The sequence below is a fragment of the Phenylobacterium sp. VNQ135 genome (genome assembly GCF_049445735.1).
Taxonomy (GTDB): domain Bacteria; phylum Pseudomonadota; class Alphaproteobacteria; order Caulobacterales; family Caulobacteraceae; genus Phenylobacterium.
Genome location: NZ_JBMSDS010000004.1, coordinates 551,302 through 568,537, shown reverse-complemented (window position 1 = coordinate 568,537; position 17,236 = coordinate 551,302). Strand labels below are relative to the sequence as shown.

Below are 17,236 nucleotides of genomic sequence, written 5' to 3'. Positions count from 1 at the left end.
GTGACCGCGCCGAAGCCTGTCCTCACCGGCCGCCGTCGCCTCAGCGAGGGCGAACTGGCGATCCTGCTGGACGCCCACGCCCGCCATGCGGCCGGGCAGGGCGGCAAGCGGGCGATGCTGCCGTTCGTCGACTTCTCGGGCCTCGACCTCGCGGGCCGCGATCTCTCGGGCGCCGATTTCACCGGCTCGGTGTTCGACGCCGCAAGGCTCTCGGGCGCCAGGCTCGCCGGCGCCAATCTCTCCGGTTGCGACCTGCGCGGCGCCGATCTGCGCAACGCCGACCTGCGGCGCGCGAACCTCCGCGGCGCGTGCCTGACGGGTGCGAACCTCGCCGGCGCCGATCTGACCGAGGCCGACCTGCGGCCGGGCAAGATGTCGATGCCGCATCCCAGCAAGGGCTTCCCGACCGTCGTCGAGGAGCCGCGCAGCGGTTATGTCGATGGCGCGACGCTATCGGGCGCCATCCTCGACCGCTCGCAGTTGAACGGGCTGAACGCCGTGGGCGCCGACTTGTCGGATTCTTCGATGAAGGGCGCTCAGCTCACGGACGCCAATTTCCGCGGCGCCAACCTGGCAGGGGCGGCGCTGGCGCACGCCGACGTGAACGGCGCCGATCTGTCCAATGCCGACTTCGCCGACGCCGATCTCGAAGGCGTCAGCCTGACCACCGCCCGGACCGCGGGCGCCAAGCTCGGGCAAGTGCGTCAGCCGCCCGGCCGCCCGGCGATGGTCCGCGCCGAACAGCTCGTCCGCCAGGCCAAGGCGCACGACGCCTGGGTTCGCTCGGGGGGCAAGGAGGGTAAGCCCACCGCCCTCGACGGCGAGGACCTGCGGCCCGCTCTTGCCGAGCTGAAGGGGCTGCGTCTGACCGCCGTCAGCGCCAAGGGGGCCTGCCTTGCGGGCCTCGACCTCTCCGGCGCGCACTTCCAGGGGGCGAACCTCGAGAACGCCGACTTCACCGGCGCCAATCTGGCGGGAGCCGACCTGCGCGGCGCACGGCTGGCGGGTGCGAACCTCACGCGCGCCGATCTGACGAACGCGATTCTCGGGCCGCTGCCGCTGGGCCCTGGTCGGGAAACCCCGACCAACCTCACGGGAGCCCGGCTCCGCTACGCCAGGCTCGACGGGGCCGACCTGACCAGGGCCGTCACCGAGGGCGTCGACGCCCGCGGCTGCCGGCCGCCGCTTCGCTGACGCACCAAAAAAGGCGGCGCCCTCGCGGACGCCGCCTCGTCTTTGGCCTGAGAGGCCGAAGAGCGCTTACGCGGCCTTCTCGCCTTCGATCAGGTTCGACTGGCCGGTCGTGATGGCGATCGTCCGCGGCTTGAGCGCCTCGGGCAGCTCGCGCTTCAGGGCGATCGACAGCAGGCCGTCGGCCAGGTTCGCGTCGGTCACGACCACATAGTCCGCCAGCTGGAAGCGGCGCTCGAAATTGCGCTCGGCGAGGCCGCGGTGCAGGTACTGCTTGGCCTCGTCGTTGGCGGCCTTGCGGCCCTGCACGGTGAGGAGGTTCTCCTTCACCTCGACGTTGAGTTCTTCAGGACGGAAGCCCGCCACCGCGATGTCGATGCGGTAGGCGTTCTCGTCGGTCCGCTCGATGTTGTACGGCGGATAGCCCGTGGCGGCGTCGGCGGCGGCGGTCTCGAGCAGCGAGGCCAGGCGGTCGAAGCCCACGACGGAGCGATAGAGGGGGGAGAAGTCGATCGTACGCATGCGGTTCACATCCTTCTTCAGAAGCAAGGTTGCGTTTGGGTTGGGCGCGCCGTTGGACCTCGAAAGCATCCGCGGCGGCCGGAAAGCCCGGACATCCAGCGCCTTCCGCGAGTTGATTTAGGCGGCAGAAAACCCGGTTCAAGGGCTTGCGCGGGAAGCTCGGCCGCTTAAGGCTCCTCGCCATCAAACGCCTTAGGGAGGCTCCCACAGATGCTCCGTCCGCTCCTCGCCGCCGCCGTCGCCGCGGCCGCGATCTCCGCGCCGGCTTATGCCGCCGACGCCCAGCTCCAGGCCGCCGTGAACGGATCGCAACGGGGCGAGGCGCACAAGGCGCGGGACGCCGCGCGGCATCCTGTGGAGACCCTGACGTTCTGGGGCCTGAAGCCCAAGCAGACCGTGATCGAACTCCAGCCGGGGTCGGGCTACTGGACCGAGATCCTCGCGCCCTACGCCAAGGCCACGGGCGGGACCTACATCGCCACGGCGGCCGACCTGAACAACCCGAACCTGTCCGAAGCCGCCAAGACCGGCCGCGCCAACTTCGAGAAGAAGTACGCCGACGAGGCCAAGTACGGGAAGATCACCTACGCCAACTTCGGTCCGAGTTCCGGCCCGCTGGCCGCCCCGGGGTCCGCCGACCTCGTCATCACGGCCCGCAACATCCACAACTGGGTCACGCAGCCGGGCCTGCTCGAGAAGGTGCTCAAGGACGCTCACGCCGCACTGAAGCCGGGCGGCGTGCTCGCGGTGGAAGAGCACCGGAAGGACCCGAAGCCGGAAGCGGCCAACTGGTCGGACGGCTACATGTCGGAGAAGACCGTCATCGCCGCGGCGGAAAAGGCCGGCTTCAAGCTGCAGGCGAAGTCCGAGATCAACGCCAATCCGAAGGACGCCAAGGACCATCCCTTCGGCGTCTGGACCCTGCCGCCGACACGCCAGAGCGCCGCGCGCGGCCAGCCTGCCGACCCCAGCTTCGACCGCACGAAGTACGACGCGATCGGCGAGAGCGACCGGATGACGCTTCGTTTCGTGAAGGTGGGCTGAGCTGTCGCTTTGACCCCCGGCGGTGATCCGGTTAAGCCCGGATGAGGCCGGCTGCCGGGGGGCGGAGGCGCAAGGTTGCAGGGCAAGATGATCCTTCTCTCCCGCCGCATGGTGCTGGCGAGCGCCGCCGCGCTCGCCGCCTGCGGCCAGAAGCCGGAACCCCAGGCGGCGCCTGCGCCCAAGACCAAGGCCGCTGATCCGGCGACGCTGGAAGGCGCGGTGGCCGGCGCGTGGCGCCTCCCCGCCGATCGGGCCCGCGACCCGTTCCGCCATCCGGTGGAAAGCCTGCGGTTCTGGGGGCTGAAGCCTGGCGCCACGGTCGTGGAGTTCTGGCCAGGGGCCGGCTGGTACACCGACATCCTGGCGCCCTACCTCGCCGCCACGGGCGGCAAGCTCTACGCGGCGCAGCAGCAGATCACCGATCCGGCGGATACGGCCACGCGCACGGTGTTCGACGCCTATGCCCGGCGCTTCAGCGGCAATCCGAAGCTCTACGGCAAGATCGAGTTCACCAGCTTCGGCCCCACCAGCGGCCCGGTGGCGCCGGCCGGCAGCGCGGACCTCGTGCTCTTCCTGCGCAACCTGCACAACTGGATGGCGGCGGGCATCGCCGAGAAGGCGTTCCGCGACGCCTTCCTCGCGCTGAAGCCGGGGGGCGTGCTTGGCGTGGAGGAGCATCGCGCCAATCCCGGCGGCGTGCCCGACCTGCTGGCCAGCAACGGCTATGTGGAGCAGGCCTACGCGATGAAGCTCGCCGAGGAGGCCGGCTTCAGGCTCGCCGGCGAGAGCGAGATCAACGCCAATCCGAAGGACACCAAGGACCATCCTTTCGGCGTGTGGACGCTGCCGCCCGTGCGGCGCACCTCGGCGTTCGGCCAGCCCGCCGATCCAGGCTTCGATCGGGCCAAGTACGAAGCCATCGGCGAAAGCGACCGGATGACGCTGAAGTTCGTCAAACCGGCCTGACGAACGCCTCGTATGCGGCAATCCGCGTAACGGGGGTCACGACCCGTTTACACATTTCGCGCCTAAGGCGAAGCTCAACCGTGAGTCGGGGGAGCGCGGGGGCGCATGGCGACGCTCGAGGAATTGACGGAACGGATCCGCAGGGCGGTCGCGTCGGGGGCCGGACTGTCGCGCGCCGTGAAGCTCGACCTCAAGGGCGAGGGCGTCATCCACGTGGCCGGGACGGAGGTCTCCAACGAGGACAAGCCGGCCGACCTGACGGTGCGGATCAGCCGCGGCGATCTCGTCGCGTTGGGCAAAGGCGAGCTCGACCCGATGCGCGCCATGATGACCGGCCGCATGAAGCTGTCCGACATGGGGCTGGCGATGAAGCTGCAGCCCGAGATTCAGGCTCTGTTTTCGAAGGCCGTGTAAGCGACCCGCAATGACAGAGCCCGCGCCCCTTCTCGACATCGCCGAGGCCCCGGTTCCGCCGGGCGGCGAGGCCGACTGGTTCACCGGCGCGGACGGCGTGCGGCTGCGCGCGGCGCTGTTCCAGCCGGCCGGCCGGGCCCGGGGGTCGGTGGTGCTGTCGGGCGGCCGCACCGAGCCGATCGAGAAGTACTACGAAACCATCACCGATTTCCTGGCGCGCGGCTTCGTCGTGCTGGCGCACGACTGGCGCGGCCAGGGCCTGTCGGCCCGTGCGCTCGCCGATCCGCTGAAAGGCCACGCGCGCGGCTACAACGCCTTCCTGACGGACTTCGGCCGCCTGTTGGATCGCTACGAGGAACGGCTGCCGAAGCCGTGGATCGCCGTCGGCCATTCGATGGGCGGCTGCCTGACCCTGCTCGCCTTGGCCCATGGCGAGAAGCGTTTCGCCGGTGCGGTTCTGTCCGCGCCGATGCTGGGCGTCCAGTTCGGCAAGGTCTCGCCCGTCGCCGCGGCGTTGCTCGCCCGCCTCAACGTCGCTCTGGGCCGAGCCGGCCTCTACACCCTGGGCCAGGCGGGCAAGCCCTTCGACGACACCTTCGAAGGCAACATCCTGACCCATGATCGTCGCCGCTTCATGAGTCACCGCGCCCAGGTCGCCGCCATGCCCGAGCTGGCCCTGGGCGCCCCGACCTGGGGCTGGCTCGAGTTCGCCATCCGCGCCACCGCCTTCCTGGCCAGGCCCGAGCGCCTGCGTTCGGTGACCATCCCGGTCGAGATCGTCTCGGCGGCCGAAGACCGGCTCGTCGACAACGCCGCGCAAGCCGCGGCGGCCCGCAACCTCCCGCAGGGACGGCTCGTGACCGTTCCCGGCGCCTACCACGAAATCCTGATGGAGACGGACGACATGCGTAACATCTTCCTGAAGGTCTTCGACGCGCTCACCGGCAAGACTGCGCCGAAGCCTTCCGAAGGCCCGAAAGCTGCGGCGGCCACCCCGCCGAAGCCTGTCGAGGCGGCCAAGCCCGCCGAGGCCCCGAAGCCCGCTCCGGCCCCCGCAGCGGCCCCGGCCGCCCCCGCGGCGGCGAAGCCCGCTGCGACCGCGGCCAAGCCTGCGGCCAAGAAGCCCGCTGCGAAGAAGCCTGCCGCGGCGAAGAAGCCCGCGACCGCCAAGGCTGTGAAGCCCGCAGCGGCGAAGGCGCCGGCTGCGAAGGCGGCGTCTCCGGCCAAGAAGCCGGCCCCGGCCAAGGCGGCCCCGAAGGTCGCGGCGAAACCCGCCGCGAAGCCCGCCGCGACGAAGAAGGCTCCGGCCGCCAAGGCGCCGGCGAAGACTGCGGCCGCGAAGCCTGCGACCGCCGCCAAGAAAGCTGCTGCGGCCAAGAAGCCGACGGCCAAGCCGGCCGCTAAGCCAGCGGCTAAGCCTGCCGCTGTCGCCAAGGCTCCGGCCGCCAAGAAGCCCGCCGCGGCCAAGGCGCCCGCCGCCAAGAAGGCTCCGGCGAAGAAGTAGGCCTCTAGACGGCTGACCGTCGAAGGGCGACCAGCGCCTCCTCGAGGCAGGCGTGATCGCCGGCGATGGCCACCTGTCCGCCGTTCTGTCCCACCGGCTGGCCGCGCCAGTCGGTGGTCAGGCCGCCTGCGCCCTCGATCAGGGGGATCGCGGCGTCGATGTCCCAGGCCTTGAGCCCGGCCTCGATCACCATGTCGACCGTGCCCGAGGCCACCATGGCATAGGCATAGGCGTCGCAGCCCAGGCGGGCGAGACGCGCCGCCGCGCGGACCTGTGTCCAGGCGCCCAGCTCGGCGCCGCTGAAGCAGGCCTCGGGGTCCGTGGTGGCGATGATCGCATCGGTCAGCTTGGGGCAGGGCCTCACCCTCAGCGGCCGCTCGGCTCCGCGCGCCACCAGTCGCGACCCGGCCGCCGAGCCCAGATAGACTTCGTCGAGGTACGGCTGGCCGATCGAGCCGAGCACGGGCCTGCCCTCGTGACGGAGCCCGATCAGCACGCACCACAGCGGCAGGCCGGCGATGAAGGCCCGGGTGCCGTCGACCGGATCCAACACCCAGACGAATTCGGCGTCGGGGCGGTCCTCCCCGTACTCCTCGCCAATGACGCCGTGATCGGGGTAGCGCTGCGCAATCAAGGTCCGGATGGCCCGTTCGGCGCCGCGGTCGGCTTCGGTGACCGGATCGAAGCCGCGATAGCCGGATGCGCCGGCCACCCCCTTGTCGATCAGGCCGTGGTCGGCCCGGAACAGCGGCAGGATCGCTTCGCCGGCGGTGCGATTGAGCTCCAGCAGGAAGGCGTCGAGTTCGGACATCAGGGCGGGGGACATCGGCATGGCCCCCGCTTTAGCCCGACTTGGGTCCGGGCTTAAGCCTTGGCCTCGCCGTTCATCGCCTTGGCCAGCTCCAGCAGCCGCCGGCGCGGGCGCTCGCCCAAGGCGTAATAGGCGCGGACCAGCTCGTGGGTCTCCTCGCGGGCGAACAGGTCGAGCGCCTCGTCCGCTTCCTCGTGGGCCCTGCGCTGCTCCGCCGACAGGCCTTCGTAGAAATAGCTGACCGGCGCATCCAGGACTTCGGAGAGCTGCCAGAGCCGCGCCGCGGACATGCGGTTGGCGGCGCACTCGTACTTCTGAATCTGCTGGAAGCGCACGCCGCACGCGCCCGCAAGCTCCTGCTGGGTCAGGCCGAGCAGTTTCCGGCGCCGGCGAAGCTTGCGGCCCAGGTGAAGGTCGATCTCGTCCATTTCAGACGCCCGTGCATTAACCCCGCTGTCCCGGTTCGGGACCCGTCCGGTCTTCCGCCGCAAGTCGCGGGCCACTATTGGAGGGACATGGCCGAGACGCGCGAACCGACTTCCAGCTTCGGCCAGAGGCTCGCGTGGCGGCTGGAGGCCCTGGCCTTCGACGCCCTCTCCAGTGTCGCCCGTCTCTTCCCCGTCGACGCCGTCTCGGATTTCGGGGCCTGGCTCTTCCGCACCCTGGGTCCCCTGACGAGCGCGCGCCGCGTGGCCGAGCGCAACCTGCGCATCGCCTTCCCGCAGGCGTCGGACGCCGAGATCGCGGCCCTGATGCGCGCCCAGTGGGAGGAGCTCGGGCGCTGGCTGCTGGAGTTTCCGATCCTCGACGGCATCGTGGCCGATCCCTCGCGCCTGACGATCGAGAACGGCGAGCGGCTGGCCGAAATCGCGAACGGCGGCGGACCCGCCGTCTTCATCTCGGGCCACTTCTCGAACTTCGAGGTGATGGCCGCCGCCATCGTCCGGGCCGGCGTGCCCTGCCAGATCACCTACCGGGCGATGAACAACCCGCTGGTCGACGAGCGGGTGCGAAAGAACCGTTTCCGCTATGGCGTCCGGCTCTTCGCGCCCAAGGGCCTGGAGGGCGCGCGCGAACTGATGCGGGCGCTGTCGCGCGGCGAGTCCGTGGCGCTGATGAACGACCAGAAGTTCAACGGCGGCGTGGCCGCGCCGCTGTTCGGCGAGATGGCGCACACCGCGCCTGGCCCCTCGACCTTCGCGCTGCGGTTCGGCGCGCCGTTGCAGCCGATGAGCGTCGAGCGCCTAGGCCCCGGCGCTCGCTTCAAGGTGATTGTCCACGAACCGATCCATCTGGCCGACACGGGCGATCGTGAGGCCGACATCGAGGCTGGCGTGCGCCGCATCAACGCCTTCATCGAGGCGCGCATCCGCGCCCGTCCCCATGACTGGTTCTGGGTCCACAGACGCTGGCCGAACGAAGTCTACAAGCGGCGGGCCTAGCCCGCGTGCGTCTCGCGCCACCGTTGCAGCGCCTCGCCGGGGCCGGCGTAGGCCTCCTGCAGTTCGGCGCTCCAGTAGCGGAGCTGTTCCAGCGGCACCTTCTGGCCGGTGACGGCGCAGATCACATAGCGGCCCGGCTTCAGCACGGCGAAATCGCCGTCGCCGTAGTGGAGCTTGGCGATGTCGGCGCCGGCGGGGTCGTGGGCGTTCATGCGGGGCTATTTAGACCCTCGAGGGCGATCAGAACAGATCGCCCTGTTCGGGAGGCGGCGCCTTGGACTTCTTCGCGGCCGGCTTCGACACGGCGGGCGGCGCGGTGATGCCGTCCGCGCCGTCGATCACCGCCTGGCGGGTCACGCTGTCGCCGAACTTGATGGCGACCTCTTCGCCGCTGGTCAGGCTCGCGCCGGCGTGGACGAGGCTGCCGTCCGCCCGCGTCACCCGGGCGAAGCCGCGCTGCAGCGGCCGGTCGGGATCGACGCTGGCGTACAGCTTGGAGAGGCCGTCCAACCGCTCGCCGAGCCGCTCCAGCCGCCGGTCCATGCACGGCCGAAGACGCGCGCTCAATGCCTCCAGCCGGTCCTTCTGCACCTGTTGGGGACGCTTCAGCAGCAGCGGCGAGAGCCTGGACGCGACCCGCACCAGGTCCCGCTCGTGCGCCGCCGCGTTGCGTGAGAGGCCCGCGCCCAGCCGGCCCGACACGATCCCGAACCGCTGCGCCGCCAGCTCCACCAGATCGGGCACGCGCTTCAGCGCCCGGTCGGCGTGCTGCACGCGGCCGCGGCGGTCCTCCACCATCCGTCCGGCGCAGCGGTGCATCCGCGCGCCGTGGTCCGAAACCAGGCCCTTCAGCTCGGCCAGCACCGGCGTGGCCATCTCGGCTGCGGCGGTGGGCGTCGGCGCCCGCCGGTCTGAGACGAAGTCGATAAGGGTGGTGTCGGTCTCGTGGCCCACCGCGCTGATCAGCGGGATAGTGCAGGCCGCGACGGTCCGTGCGAGCCCCTCGTCGTTGAACGGCCAGAGGTCCTCCACTGAACCGCCGCCGCGGGCGACGATCAACACGTCGGGCCGCGGGATCGGCCCGGCCGGGTCCAGGGCGCAGAAGCCCCGGATCGCCGCGCTCACCTGTCCCGGCGCCGCATCGCCCTGCACCACCACGGGCCAGACGATCACGTGGCACGGCCAACGGTCGCGGATGCGGTGCAGGATGTCGCGGATCACCGCGCCGGTCGGGCTGGTGATCACGCCCACCACCGCGGGCGTCTCCGGCAGCCGCGTCTTCCGTTCCGGCGCGAACAGGCCCTCGGCGTTCAGCTTGGCCTTCAGCCGCTCGAGCTGCGCCAGCAGAGCGCCGACGCCGGCCGCCTCCATGGTCTCGATGACGATCTGGTAGCGCGAGCCCTGCGGATAGGCGGTGATCTTGCCGGTGACCACCACCTCCAGCCCCTGTTCGGGGCGGATGGAGAGGTTGCGGACGCTGCCCTTCCAGACGACCCCGTCGATGGCCGCCTTGTCGTCCTTGATGGTGAGATAGACGTGGCCGTTGGAGTGGTGGGTGACCTTCGAAAGCTCGCCGCGCAGCCGGACAAAGCCGTAGGCGTCCTCCAGCGTGCGCTTGAGCGCGAACGCCAGCTCCGAGACCGAATAGGGCCGCGCGTTGCCGCCGGTCTCTGTCGTGGTCGCCGCTTCGCTCATGGCCGGAACTTAGTCACCCCTGCGCAGGGTCCCAAATGGAAAGGGGCGCGTCCGGCCGCCGCGAGCGAAACGCACCCGCAGCGGAGGACACGCCCCCCATCCCCAACGGATCGGTCAGGCCGCTTTCGCGGATCTCAGATGTAGCGGCGCAGGCTCCGGGCGAGCTCGGCGGCGCTGGACTTCTTCTTCGCCTGGGCCGGCTGGTAGGCCACCTGGGCGTGCTCGTGGCAATAGGGGCCGGTCTCTTCCGAGCGGCGGCCGCAGAACGTGAAGCTGTCGAGGGCCGGATCGCCGATCGGCCACTTGCACATGTGGGCGCCCAGCGTCAGCACCGTGGCCATGCCCGGCGCCTCGTCGACATATCGGACCGGAGAGGGCGCGGGCTGGGCGGCCACCGGCTCGGCGATGCGGCGCGGCGCCGACGGGGCCGCCGTGGCGACACGCGCCGGACGGGGCGCCTTGAACACGGTGCGCTGCGGCTTCGACGGCGCGGCCCGGCCCGACAGGCCCAGGCGGTGCACCTTGCCGATCACCGCGTTGCGGGTGACGCCGCCAAGCTGCTTGGCGATCTGGCTGGCCGAAAGGCCGTCCTGCCAGAGCTTCTTCAGAAGTTCGACGCGTTCGTCGGTCCAGCCCATTACCGCCTCCCACCCGAGGGTTCGCAGACGTCCCCACGCCTGCAAGATTCAACATCTTGTGGCGCCCGGCTCTTTCGCCGCCCACCAACCACCATCAGTAGTAAACAACTCCCTAACGGCCACAATAGGCGCCCCACCGGTCATCCACAGGAACTAGATATTGCGTGCGGACCGCGCGCGAATGTCGCGGCCCGGGCGGCGGCGCCGGCGCCGGACGGCGGGGTTGCGGCGCGGGGCCGGCGGGCGCACATCTGCGCCATGCGTGATCTGCCTTCCGACGCCGAAGTCGTCCTGCCGCCCACTCCCAGAGCCTATCCCGGGGTGAACTGGGAGGGGTTGAAGACCCTCTACCTCCGCGAAGTCCGGCGCTTCATGAAGGTCGGGATGCAGACCCTCGCCGCCCCGGTGGTGACGGCGCTGCTCTACATGCTGGTGTTCGTCGTCGCCGTCGGCGGGGGCCGCCAGGTGCACGGCGTGGACTACGGCACGTTCGTCGCCCCGGGCCTGGTGATGATGCAGATCCTCTCGAACGCCTTCGCCAACTCGTCGTCGAGCCTGCTGCAGGCGAAGTTCAACGGCCTCATGGGCGACTTCCTGACCCCGCCGCTCACGCCGGCCGAGCACGTTGTGGGCTTCGGCGCCGGCGCCGCCACCCGCGGCATCGTGGTGGGCGCGATCAGCCTGGTCGCCGTCCTGCCCTTCGCCCGCCTGCCGGTCGCCCAGCCGTGGGCGATCCTCTACTTCGGCCTGGGCGCGGCGCTGATCATGGCCTTCGTGGGCATCATGGCCGGCCTGTGGAGCGAGAAGTTCGACCACATGGCCGCGGTCACCAATTTCGTCATCATGCCGATGACGTTCCTGTCCGGCACCTTCTACCTTGTCGAGCGCCTGCCCGAGCCGTTCCGCACGGCCAGCCACTACAATCCGTTCTTCTACCTGATCGACGGCTTCCGCTACGGCTTCACAGGCGTGGCGGAGAGCAACCTGCTCGTCGGCGTGACGATGACGGCGGTGCTGGTCTTCGCGCTCGGCTTCGCCTGCCTGCGGCTGTTCAGCGTGGGCTACAAGATCAAGACCTGAGGGCGGCTCAGCCTCGCAACAGCTGGCCGGGCGTCACGCCCAGGAGGCGGCGCATCCAGCGGGCCAGGTGGCTCTGGTGGGCGAAGCCGGTCTCCAGCGCCGCCTCGGCGATGCCGGTGCGGCCGCTCAGCAGCAGCGCCCGGGCCCGCAACACCCGGCGCTCCATGACATAGGCGTGCACCGACTGGCCCATGGTGCGGCGGAACAGGGTGGTCAGGTGCGGCACGCTGATGCCGGCCACCTGCGCCACCTCCTCCAGGCTGAGCTCGCCGTCCAGCCGGCTTTCCACATAGTCCACGATCCGCCGCAACTGCGGTTTCGAGAGCACCTGGCGGGAGGGCGCGCGCGGCCCGAAGTCCTGGAGCAGGCGCACGGCGAGCGCCGAGGCCACACTGTCGGCATGGAGCCGGCCCGCTGGGGCCGGCGCGTCCAGCTCCGCGACCAGGGCTCCCACGAAGTGCTCCACCAGCGGATCGCGCACCCCCAGCTTCGGCGCGAGCTCGGTCCGGTGCGGCAGGTCCAGCGCCTCGGCGGTTTCGGTCAACAGTTCCGGGGCAAGGCGCACGGAGACCATCTCGGTGGCCGCGGAGTCCTCCCACGATCCGTCCGCCCCGGCCGGCACCACGTCGAAGTCGGCCGGCGTCTGGACGCGTCGCTGCTTCACGCCCTCGCACGCGCACTCGGCCGTCACGCCGCCTGACAGGTAGAACAGCAGCCGGTGATCCGTCAGCACGCCGCCGTCGTGCCGCCCGGCGCTGGCCCGAAGCCGGCGCACGGCAAGTCCGCCCCACTGGCGCGCCTCGCCATATTCCAGGAAGGGCGCCGGAACGTCGGTGAACCGGAAAGGATAGGTCATCACTCGGCCTCGCATCTCAGCGAGCCCGGTTTCCGGCGCGAAGTCAAAGCACCGCGGACGCCATTCGCCGCACGATCATCCGTTCGTGCTCCATCCTGTCGGAACGTGCGCGACGCCCGGCATGCCGTTCGCGACCCTCGGGCGACCATCCGGGGAAAGCAGATGACCATAGCCGCCCTCTCGCCCGCCGCCCCCCGGGGCCGCATCACGCCGGCCCGGATCGGCGCCGCCGCGCTTGCCGGTGGAGCCGTCGACCTCGTGTACGCCACCGCCATGGGCGCGATGGCGGGCCGCTCTTTCCAGCAGGTCTGGCAGGGCGTGGCCGGCGGGTGGATCGGCAGGCAGGCTTCCGATCTGGGCTGGATCTCGGCCGCGCTGGGCCTCGTCACCCACTTCGGCATCGCCACGGCCATGGCCGCGAGCTTCGCCGTCGCGGCGTCTCGAGCGCCTGTGCTTTATCGCCGGCCATGGACCTCGGGCGTGCTCTACGGGCTCGTGCTCTATGCGGTGATGTACGGGCTGGTGCTGCCGCTGCGCTGGCCGCAAGTCTTTCCGCGGTGGGACGGCGTCCCCTCGGCCGCCGATGTCGTCGCGCACATCGGCGTGGGTCTGGCGATCGTGTTCGCGCTCCACAGCCGGGACGCCAGGGCTGCATGAGCACCCAGCCGCGCGCCATGCCCGCGGCCTGGGCCGCTCCCGAGCTGGCCGCTCTGCGCTCGGCGCTCATGGTGCGCGAGCACCTGGGCTTCCGCCGCGCGTCCGAGGTGCTCGGCGTCAATCCCTCGGTGCTCTCGCGACGTGTCGTGGCTCTCGAAGACGCCCTCGGCGTCTCCCTCTTCCAGCGAACGGCGGGCGGCGCGCGGCCCACCGGCGCCGGCGAGCGGTTCCTGGCCGAGGTCGAACGCGCGCTCCAGCTCCTGCAGCGCGCGGCCGCCCAGGCCGGAGCTGCCGGCCGGGGCGAGGAGGGGCGGCTGCGGCTGGGGCACGTCTGGCCGACCAGCGCCGGCCCCGCGGAACGCATCCTGCGCGACTATCGCCGGGCGTGCGCCGGCGTCGATCTCGAGCTTCGCGAAGGCGATGCGGTGAGCCTCGCCGCGGCCGTCCTCGACCGCGAACTGGATGCCGGATTCATGGCCGTCGAGGACGTCCCGCCCGACTTGGAACGTCTCGTGCTCTGGTCCGAGCCCTGGCTTCTGGCCCGGCCGGCGGACGGCGAGGGCCTGAGGCTGGGCGAGGCGCCCGTGCTCTGCGCCGCCAGCGACGACTGCTCGACGATTCGCCGCCTCGCCACGGCCGGCGGCGGGTCGCGGGGCGGCGTGCGGCCGCAACGCACGTCCCACGACGGGGTGCTCAGCCTGGTGGCCGCGGGCGCCGGCCTTGCGATCGTGCCTGAGAGCGTCGCGCAGTCCACGCGGGCGGACGTGAGCTTTTCGATCTTGCCCGGCGCGCCTGCGCCGTTGCGCCTCTGCGCGGCCTGGCGCGGCGACCACGACAATCCGGCGCTCCGCCGGTTCCTGAGCCAGCTTCGCGCCTCGCTCACCGAGACTGCCGCGTCGCCCTTGCGGGCCGTCGGCTGATCGTGCCGTGTGTGGCAGGACGGCCACTCTCTCAAGCAATCGTTGATCTTGTGGTGGTTGTTTCCAGAGGCGATTTCTGTGATCGCTGTCTGATCGACTTGAGTGTTGCTGATCGTGCAACACCTGATGCTCCCTCATACATTGACCGGATTTGTGTCAGATCGATAACTCCGCCATCTGATCCGGCAAAGCCGGGTCGAAATCTACGAGGGGGCGGCCGCCGGCAGCGGTGCGCCGGAGGATTGACCAGTGAGAAAGCATTCCGTTCGTACGCGCCTGCTCGCGTCTTCGATGATCTGTGGCGCGGCCCTGGCGGCTGCGGCCGGTCCGGTCTTGGCTCAGGACGGCGGCGAGGTGGCCGAGGTGGTGGTCACCGGCTCGCGCATCCCGCAGCCGAACCTGACCAGCGCCAGCCCGGTGACCGTGGTCGGCGCCCAGGACGTGGCGACCCGGGGCATCACGCGGACGGAAGACCTGGTCAATCAGCTGCCGCAAGTCCTGGCGGGGCAGGGCTCGATGATCGCCAACGGCGCGACCGGCACCGCGACGGTCGACCTGCGCGGCCTGGGCCCGAACCGCACGCTGGTGCTCATTGATGGCCGCCGCCTGCACATCGGCACCCCGGCGGCGACGGCGTCGCTGACCGCGCCGGACCTGAACTTCATCCCGGCCGCCCTGATCGAGCGCGTTGAAGTCGTCACCGGCGGCGCCTCGGCCGTGTACGGCGCCGACGCCGTGGCCGGCGTGGTGAACTTCATCATGCAGAAGAACTTCGAGGGCGTGCGTCTCGACGCGCAGTACTCGGGGTACCAGCACACCAACAACAACGACGATCTGCAGGAGGTCATCCGCCGGCGCGCCGCGGGCGCCCTCGATCCGTCGGCCTTCACGATCCCGGAGAAGGACGTGTGGGATGGCGGCACGACCGATCTCAACCTCGTCGTCGGCGTCAACTCGCCCGACGGCAAAGGCAATGTCACCACCTACGTTGGCTACCGCAACGTCCAGCCGGTGACTCAGGACAACCGCGACTACTCGGCGTGCAATATCGCCACTTCGAGTGCGGCGGCATCGTACGCCGGATGGATCTGCTCCGGCTCGGGCACCACCGCCCCGGCCCAGCTGCTCCCAGGCGGGGGAACGGGCATTCCGGGCCTGCCGGCGGGCCAGGGCTATACCCTCGATCCAACCGCGCCCGGCGGCCGCGGCTTCCGGCTCTATAGCGCCAACCGCGACGCCTTCAACTTCGCGCCCTACAACCACTTCCAGCGGCCGGACACCCGCTACACCCTCGGCGCCTTCGCGAACTACGAGTTCAGCGAGAAGGCCGAGCTCTACGCCCAGCTCATGTTCATGGACGACCGTACGGCGGCGCAGATCGCGCCCTCTGGGGTCTTCGGCCAGAACATGAACATCAACTGCGAGGGCAACCCATTCCTGACGGCCGCCCAGGTGACGGCGCTCTGCGCCGCCACCATCGACCAACTGCCTGACGATCCGGCGAACCCCGCCTCCACCGGCCTGAACACCGACGCCGATCCCACGACGCCCGGCCAGCAGGCCTCGGTGTCGGTCCTGCGCCGTAACGTGGAAGGCGGCGGCCGCGTCTCGGACCTGCGCCACACCAGCTACCGGGGTGTGATCGGCATGCGCGGGGCGCTGGACAACGGCTTCCAGTACGACGTGTTCGCTCAGCGCGGCTCCGTCGAGTACCAGCTCGTCTTCTTCAACGACTTCTCGCTGGCGCGCTCACGCAAGGCGCTGGACGTGGTGATCGATCCTGCGACCGGCCTGCCGGCGTGCCGCTCGGCGATCCCCTCGCTGGCCGGGACCAACTTCGATCCCGCTTGCCGGCCCTACGACATCTTTTCGATCGCGGGGCCGTCGCAGGAGTCCATCGACTACCTGCAGACGCCGGGCTTCCAGAACGGCGAGTACATCCAGACGGTCGTCTCCGCGTCGCTCACCGGCGACCTGGGCCAGTACGGCGTGAAGGCGCCTTGGGCCCGGGACGGCGTCGGCTTCGCGGTCGGCACGGAGTATCGGCGGGAGCGGCTGCAGCTGAATACCGATATCGCCTTCCAGACCGGCGACCTCGCCGGCCAAGGCGGCGCCGCGCTGCCCACCCAGGGCGCCTACGATCTGTACGAGCTCTTCGGCGAGGCCCGCTTGCCGCTGGTCCAGGACAAGCCGTTCTTCCATAACCTGTCTCTGGAAGTCGGCTACCGCTGGAGCGACTACTCGCTCGGCTTCTCGACCGATACCTACAAGCTGGCTGGCGACTGGGCGCCGACCGAGGACTTCCGCTTCCGCGCCAGCTACAACCGGGCCGTCCGGGCGCCCAACGTGGTCGAGCTCTTCTCAACCCTGAACGTGGTGCTCAACGGCTCGTCGGATCTCTGCGAGGGCGCGACGCCCGAGTGGACGCCCGAGCAGTGCGCGCGCACTGGGGTCACCGCCGCCCAGTACGGGAACATCGTCCCGAACCTCGCCGGCCAGTACAACGGCCAGACCGGCGGCAACCCGAACTTGGAGCCGGAGACCTCCGACACCTACTCGGCGGGCGTCGTCTTCACCCCCACCTTCATCCCCGGCTTCTCCGCCTCCGTCGACTGGTACGACATCAAGCTGAAGGATCGGATCGGCCAGATCGGCCAGGACGTCACGCTCGAACGCTGCGCCACGACCGGCGAGGCCTTCTTCTGCGGCTTGATCCACCGCGCGCCCGGCACCGGCTCCCTGTGGCTGTCGCAGAACGGCTACATCGTCGACACCACGTTCAACACTGGCGGCCTCGAGGTGGAGGGCGTCGACGTCGAAGCCAACTACCGCTTCGACTTCGGCGATTTCGGCGTCACCCGCGGCCTCGACCGCTATGGCGGGCTGTCCGTCAACTTCCAGGGCAGCTGGCTCGACAAGTACGCCATCATCACGCTGCCGGGCGATGCGGCCTTCAACTGCGCCGGCCTCTACGGCTCGGTGTGCACAGGCTCGGCGGTGCCGACCGGCGCGCCGTTCGTGGAATGGCGCCACAAGCTGCGGACCACCTGGCGTACGCCGTGGGACTTCGAACTGTCCGCCACTTGGCGTCATCTGTCGTCCGTCGAGGTCGATGCGGAGTTCTCGGGCGCCAGCCACGCCAACGGGCCGGACGCCAAGCTCGACAGCCAGGACTACTTCGACCTCGCGGGCACCTGGGCGGTGCGGGAGAACGTCACCTTCCGGTTCGGCGTGAACAACGTCTTCGACAAGGAACCGCCGCTGGTGTCCTCGGGCGGCGGGGCGATCAACAACTGTCCGTCGGGTCCGTGCAGCGGGAACACCTATCCGATGACCTACGACTCGCTTGGCCGGTACCTGTTCTTCGGCGTTCGCGCGGACTTCTGACCCCAAACAGAGGCGCCCCGCAGCCGGGCGGGGGCGGCGCCCCACAACGCCGCCTCCGCCTGCTCCCCTAAGGCGTTGACATCACGCCGTTCGAGGTCGAAAAGGCCAG

General features: G+C 70.3%; 17 protein-coding genes. 10 read left to right on the top strand and 7 right to left on the bottom strand.

Annotation, left to right across the window (positions count from 1 at the left end):
* Positions 1 to 1,194, top strand: coding sequence for a pentapeptide repeat-containing protein (locus ACO2Q0_RS17480; protein ID WP_423352797.1), 1,194 nt, complete (start codon positions 1 to 3; stop codon positions 1,192 to 1,194).
* Positions 1,195 to 1,260: 66 nt separating this feature from the next.
* Here ACO2Q0_RS17480 and ACO2Q0_RS17475 read toward each other — a convergent pair whose 3' ends face one another.
* On the bottom strand, positions 1,261 to 1,713 hold the full coding sequence (locus tag ACO2Q0_RS17475) for an Hsp20 family protein (protein WP_423352852.1): 453 nt from the start codon (positions 1,711 to 1,713) through the stop codon (positions 1,261 to 1,263).
* A 210-nt stretch (positions 1,714 to 1,923) separates the two neighbouring features.
* Here ACO2Q0_RS17475 and ACO2Q0_RS17470 point away from each other — a divergent pair, with 210 nt between their 5' ends.
* The 4 genes from ACO2Q0_RS17470 (at position 1,924) to ACO2Q0_RS17455 (ending at position 5,641) form a co-directional block, all read left to right on the top strand.
* On the top strand, positions 1,924 to 2,757 hold the full coding sequence (locus ACO2Q0_RS17470; RefSeq protein ID WP_423352796.1) for a class I SAM-dependent methyltransferase: 834 nt from the start codon (positions 1,924 to 1,926) through the stop codon (positions 2,755 to 2,757).
* A gap of 87 nt (positions 2,758 to 2,844) precedes the next feature.
* The gene (locus ACO2Q0_RS17465; RefSeq protein ID WP_423352795.1) at positions 2,845 to 3,723 is read left to right on the top strand and encodes a class I SAM-dependent methyltransferase; all 879 of its coding nucleotides are present in this window, start codon (positions 2,845 to 2,847) and stop codon (positions 3,721 to 3,723) included.
* Between the two features lie 105 nt (positions 3,724 to 3,828).
* Positions 3,829 to 4,137 carry an SCP2 sterol-binding domain-containing protein gene (locus ACO2Q0_RS17460; protein WP_423352794.1) on the top strand — a complete coding sequence of 103 codons (309 nt, stop codon included), beginning with the start codon at positions 3,829 to 3,831 and terminating at the stop codon, positions 4,135 to 4,137.
* A gap of 10 nt (positions 4,138 to 4,147) precedes the next feature.
* Complete coding sequence (locus tag ACO2Q0_RS17455; RefSeq protein WP_423352793.1) at positions 4,148 to 5,641, top strand: alpha/beta fold hydrolase; 1,494 nt, start codon at positions 4,148 to 4,150, stop codon at positions 5,639 to 5,641.
* A gap of 4 nt (positions 5,642 to 5,645) precedes the next feature.
* On the opposite strand, the gene hisN is transcribed toward ACO2Q0_RS17455, so the two are convergent.
* A complete protein-coding gene (gene hisN / locus ACO2Q0_RS17450; RefSeq protein WP_423352792.1) occupies positions 5,646 to 6,473 on the bottom strand; it encodes a histidinol-phosphatase in 828 nt (275 codons plus the stop codon).
* A 32-nt stretch (positions 6,474 to 6,505) separates the two neighbouring features.
* Positions 6,506 to 6,880: a helix-turn-helix domain-containing protein gene (locus tag ACO2Q0_RS17445; RefSeq protein ID WP_423352791.1), complete on the bottom strand. Its 375-nt coding sequence runs from the start codon at positions 6,878 to 6,880 to the stop codon at positions 6,506 to 6,508.
* 87 nt (positions 6,881 to 6,967) lie between these two features.
* Here ACO2Q0_RS17445 and ACO2Q0_RS17440 point away from each other — a divergent pair, with 87 nt between their 5' ends.
* Positions 6,968 to 7,894, top strand: a complete 927-nt coding sequence (locus ACO2Q0_RS17440) for a lysophospholipid acyltransferase family protein (RefSeq protein ID WP_423352790.1) — start codon at positions 6,968 to 6,970, stop codon at positions 7,892 to 7,894.
* On the opposite strand, the gene ACO2Q0_RS17435 is transcribed toward ACO2Q0_RS17440, so the two are convergent.
* From ACO2Q0_RS17435 to ACO2Q0_RS17425, 3 genes are all read right to left on the bottom strand, one after another.
* Positions 7,891 to 8,106 carry a DUF2093 domain-containing protein gene (locus ACO2Q0_RS17435; protein WP_423352789.1) on the bottom strand — a complete coding sequence of 72 codons (216 nt, stop codon included), beginning with the start codon at positions 8,104 to 8,106 and terminating at the stop codon, positions 7,891 to 7,893. The genes ACO2Q0_RS17440 and ACO2Q0_RS17435 overlap by 4 nt on opposite strands.
* Positions 8,107 to 8,134: 28 nt before the next feature.
* Positions 8,135 to 9,589 carry an exodeoxyribonuclease VII large subunit gene (gene xseA, locus ACO2Q0_RS17430; RefSeq protein WP_423352788.1) on the bottom strand — a complete coding sequence of 485 codons (1,455 nt, stop codon included), beginning with the start codon at positions 9,587 to 9,589 and terminating at the stop codon, positions 8,135 to 8,137.
* 134 nt (positions 9,590 to 9,723) lie between these two features.
* The gene (locus tag ACO2Q0_RS17425; RefSeq protein WP_423352787.1) at positions 9,724 to 10,227 is read right to left on the bottom strand and encodes a GcrA family cell cycle regulator; all 504 of its coding nucleotides are present in this window, start codon (positions 10,225 to 10,227) and stop codon (positions 9,724 to 9,726) included.
* Between the two features lie 258 nt (positions 10,228 to 10,485).
* On the opposite strand from ACO2Q0_RS17425, the gene ACO2Q0_RS17420 reads away from it, so the two are divergent.
* Positions 10,486 to 11,307, top strand: a complete 822-nt coding sequence (locus ACO2Q0_RS17420) for an ABC transporter permease (RefSeq protein ID WP_423352786.1) — start codon at positions 10,486 to 10,488, stop codon at positions 11,305 to 11,307.
* Positions 11,308 to 11,314: 7 nt separating this feature from the next.
* Here ACO2Q0_RS17420 and ACO2Q0_RS17415 read toward each other — a convergent pair whose 3' ends face one another.
* The gene (locus tag ACO2Q0_RS17415; protein ID WP_423352785.1) at positions 11,315 to 12,163 is read right to left on the bottom strand and encodes a helix-turn-helix transcriptional regulator; all 849 of its coding nucleotides are present in this window, start codon (positions 12,161 to 12,163) and stop codon (positions 11,315 to 11,317) included.
* A 162-nt stretch (positions 12,164 to 12,325) separates the two neighbouring features.
* On the opposite strand from ACO2Q0_RS17415, the gene ACO2Q0_RS17410 reads away from it, so the two are divergent.
* From ACO2Q0_RS17410 to ACO2Q0_RS17400, 3 genes are all read left to right on the top strand, one after another.
* Positions 12,326 to 12,820 (top strand): hypothetical protein, encoded by a 495-nt coding sequence (locus ACO2Q0_RS17410; protein WP_423352784.1) that lies wholly within the window; start codon positions 12,326 to 12,328, stop codon positions 12,818 to 12,820.
* The gene (locus ACO2Q0_RS17405; RefSeq protein WP_423352783.1) at positions 12,817 to 13,740 is read left to right on the top strand and encodes a LysR family transcriptional regulator; all 924 of its coding nucleotides are present in this window, start codon (positions 12,817 to 12,819) and stop codon (positions 13,738 to 13,740) included. The genes ACO2Q0_RS17410 and ACO2Q0_RS17405 overlap by 4 nt, the downstream gene beginning before the upstream one ends.
* A 249-nt stretch (positions 13,741 to 13,989) precedes the next feature.
* On the top strand, positions 13,990 to 17,127 hold the full coding sequence (locus ACO2Q0_RS17400) for a TonB-dependent receptor domain-containing protein (protein ID WP_423352782.1): 3,138 nt from the start codon (positions 13,990 to 13,992) through the stop codon (positions 17,125 to 17,127).
* Positions 17,128 to 17,236: the final 109 nt, after the last annotated feature.

Excerpts from the sequence above, each read along its gene's own strand:
- ACO2Q0_RS17475 (WP_423352852.1), bottom strand. The coding sequence starts at position 1,713 with ATGCGTACGATCGACTTCTCCCCCCTCTATCGCTCCGTCGTGGGCTTC.
- ACO2Q0_RS17470 (WP_423352796.1), top strand. The coding sequence starts at position 1,924 with ATGCTCCGTCCGCTCCTCGCCGCCGCCGTCGCCGCGGCCGCGATCTCC.
- ACO2Q0_RS17465 (WP_423352795.1), top strand. The coding sequence starts at position 2,845 with ATGATCCTTCTCTCCCGCCGCATGGTGCTGGCGAGCGCCGCCGCGCTC.
- ACO2Q0_RS17460 (WP_423352794.1), top strand. The coding sequence starts at position 3,829 with ATGGCGACGCTCGAGGAATTGACGGAACGGATCCGCAGGGCGGTCGCG.
- ACO2Q0_RS17455 (WP_423352793.1), top strand. The coding sequence starts at position 4,148 with ATGACAGAGCCCGCGCCCCTTCTCGACATCGCCGAGGCCCCGGTTCCG.
- hisN (WP_423352792.1), bottom strand. The coding sequence starts at position 6,473 with ATGCCGATGTCCCCCGCCCTGATGTCCGAACTCGACGCCTTCCTGCTG.
- ACO2Q0_RS17445 (WP_423352791.1), bottom strand. The coding sequence starts at position 6,880 with ATGGACGAGATCGACCTTCACCTGGGCCGCAAGCTTCGCCGGCGCCGG.
- ACO2Q0_RS17440 (WP_423352790.1), top strand. The coding sequence starts at position 6,968 with ATGGCCGAGACGCGCGAACCGACTTCCAGCTTCGGCCAGAGGCTCGCG.
- ACO2Q0_RS17435 (WP_423352789.1), bottom strand. The coding sequence starts at position 8,106 with ATGAACGCCCACGACCCCGCCGGCGCCGACATCGCCAAGCTCCACTAC.
- xseA (WP_423352788.1), bottom strand. The coding sequence starts at position 9,589 with ATGAGCGAAGCGGCGACCACGACAGAGACCGGCGGCAACGCGCGGCCC.
- ACO2Q0_RS17425 (WP_423352787.1), bottom strand. The coding sequence starts at position 10,227 with ATGGGCTGGACCGACGAACGCGTCGAACTTCTGAAGAAGCTCTGGCAG.
- ACO2Q0_RS17420 (WP_423352786.1), top strand. The coding sequence starts at position 10,486 with ATGCGTGATCTGCCTTCCGACGCCGAAGTCGTCCTGCCGCCCACTCCC.
- ACO2Q0_RS17415 (WP_423352785.1), bottom strand. The coding sequence starts at position 12,163 with ATGACCTATCCTTTCCGGTTCACCGACGTTCCGGCGCCCTTCCTGGAA.
- ACO2Q0_RS17410 (WP_423352784.1), top strand. The coding sequence starts at position 12,326 with ATGACCATAGCCGCCCTCTCGCCCGCCGCCCCCCGGGGCCGCATCACG.
- ACO2Q0_RS17405 (WP_423352783.1), top strand. The coding sequence starts at position 12,817 with ATGAGCACCCAGCCGCGCGCCATGCCCGCGGCCTGGGCCGCTCCCGAG.